Genomic DNA, 2,440 nt, shown 5'->3' on the forward strand with positions numbered 1-2,440 from the left:
TTATTCCAACCTTCACGCTCTTTAGCCCATTCATAATAGGTTTCTACCTTTTCATATCGTCCATAATGGAGAGGGTCTTTTGTCAAATAAGCTATGACAAGGTTTTCAAACAAGGTTCCTAATTCACGAAGTGATTTAGCTTGTTGACGATAATATTCCAACAGAGAGCGTAAAGTGACATGTTCATTATCATACTTATTAAAGTGACGCATATTACAACAAGGCTCCGTTTTCATATGAGAGGGTTAATTCTTATCAAAAGAATCAAAACGAACCTTATTAAATCCATTTTGAATGAATAGTGAGAAAACTGGAAAAAATGCTAAAAAAGCGGATAATTTTTTCAAAAGGGGTTTTAAAGGTACTTATCCACAGCCCATGCCCATGAGAGAGATCAGATCAGCAAAATAGTGAAATTTGCTGTTTGTTTTATGGAAAAAAGACAAATTCGTTATGTGATTTAAGATATCAGAATGAGTATTTTGATGAGTTTTATGAGACATTTTATAGAGAGGTTTTGAAGGTTTCTCAAACCCTCAAAATACCTTCAAAAATATACCGTGGGTTGTATTTATAGGTTGTATCTTGATGTGGGTTGTTTATTAAAAAATAACTTATTGAAATATAATGACTTTTATTTTTCGATTGAAAAAAATATATAAAGCAGAGTAAAAGGAACCCTCAAAATACTCGAAATCTTCAAAACTCATACATTAAGGCGTTCTTTGAAGGTTCACTCTATGAAATACAAGGGGTAATGCTTTATTGGGGTGTCTTATGCCCCTTTACTAAAGGATTCCATTCATAACGTATCGTAGGTCGACCGCTTTTAGGGTTATTGTCTCCAGAGACTTCACGAATATAGTTACAACGGCATAAAAGCTCTAAAGCTTGTTTAACGGCTTGATTGTCTTTTAAAGAAGTCCAATTTCTTTGATTAATATCGCGTAAAGTAAAAAACATCGGGTAAATGATCACAGCGTTCAACAATTAATTTTGCACGCTCTGCTGTTAATGTATCATGCGCCGCATAAAGACGTTTGGCATGACTTAACAGATAACTTGTCCAACGCAACGCTGTTGTGATGGCATAGAGTCCAATTTCTAAACGACCACCGTCAAGAAGTTCAAAAATTAACGCAAGGCACGTGTAATGCCCTGCGCATTCTTAAAAGATGCGATTGTAAGCTTTCTGAGTGAGTAGCTCCTTTTGCCTCTTTATGAAGATGCTCTAACCATTCATAAAATTTCACTTGTGCTTTAGGAGAAAAACGCATGATCAGTGGTTGTTCTGGAGACCCTAAGCGTTTATCACGAAAAGAGCGAAAAACCCCTTCATACTTTTGCCACCCTTCTTGATTGGGCGGTTTATCAACCCATTTCCAATCTTTTGTCTCATCGGGAAAGACAAGCATTTGAAAGCGTTGTAAGAAACCATCATTGCCTTTGCCATATAAAACATTGCGTATAAAGGGCAGAATGCGAGAGGGTTGAATACCCCCTATAATAGAGACAGTTGCATTGGGAATAAAAATGGTTCCCCGTCCTATACGGTCATAGGTGTAAGACTTATTGCCATTAAAAGCTGTTAGATAGAAAGAACGGTCTGATTGATATTCCTTTCTTGCCAGATTAGATAAAAAACCAGCTAATTCATCACGAACCAACAAGAGACCACGGGGGGGTCTTTTAAGAGTTCCCCAAGCTTTTCAACGGTCACATCATTGACGATAAGACGGCGTTTTATAGAACTGTCATCTTCCTCACTTTCTTTGTGTTCAAGAGTTTGTGAAAGAAGAGCAAGGGCTTGTTCTTCGTCTTGATCTTTGAGTGCTTTATAGGCTTGTTTTTTCTTTTCTCGTTTATCTAATTCACTAAGAATCTCTTTTGTTTCTTGCTGTTTTTTCTTCTTTACCCACTCTTGATGCCATTCATCTTGAAATTCATAGAGAGGTTCTAAAGCAGCGTCCATGGTACCTGTTTTCATGGTCGAAGGTTCCCCCACAATGGCACCCCAGAGATTAGGAACAATTTTCCAATTGGTATGTTGTTTTGGGGCAATCCGCACGCCATTGCCAATCACAGCAGCCAAAGCACAGAGAGCAGAGATAGCAATAAAATCCATAGGGGCTTGTTGGCTATCCGCAACGTCATAAACATAGTCCATTAATGGCGTTGGCAACTGTAATAAGCTAAAAGGCTCGACGGGTAAGAGAGCCGTATTAATCGGTTGCAATTCCCCCCAACCATTTTGTTGCAATGCGATTTCATAAGGAATGGCTTCTAAACAAGTCTTATCATTAAAAAAAACATTATCGTTATCATTGCATGAAACATTTTGATTGTTGGTATCGACAATATTGTTTTTATTCTCTCTCATTTATTTATACCTTTCAGTATCAAAACATCATTGAAATCTAGACCGTAGGGGGCTTGCATG

At 37.5% G+C, this 2,440-nt stretch carries 2 pseudogenes; both read right to left on the reverse strand.

The features are described from left to right. Nucleotides 1-212 (reverse strand): annotated as a pseudogene (locus ACFILO_RS09180) (helicase); the annotation flags it as partial. 550 nt (nt 213-762) lie between these two features. Continuing rightward, nucleotides 763-2,380: pseudogene (locus tag ACFILO_RS09185) on the reverse strand (YfjI family protein). Nucleotides 2,381-2,440 lie beyond the last annotated feature (60 nt).

The organism is Bartonella sp. AP72JLCBS (assembly GCF_042195705.1).
Lineage (GTDB): Bacteria > Pseudomonadota > Alphaproteobacteria > Rhizobiales > Rhizobiaceae > Bartonella.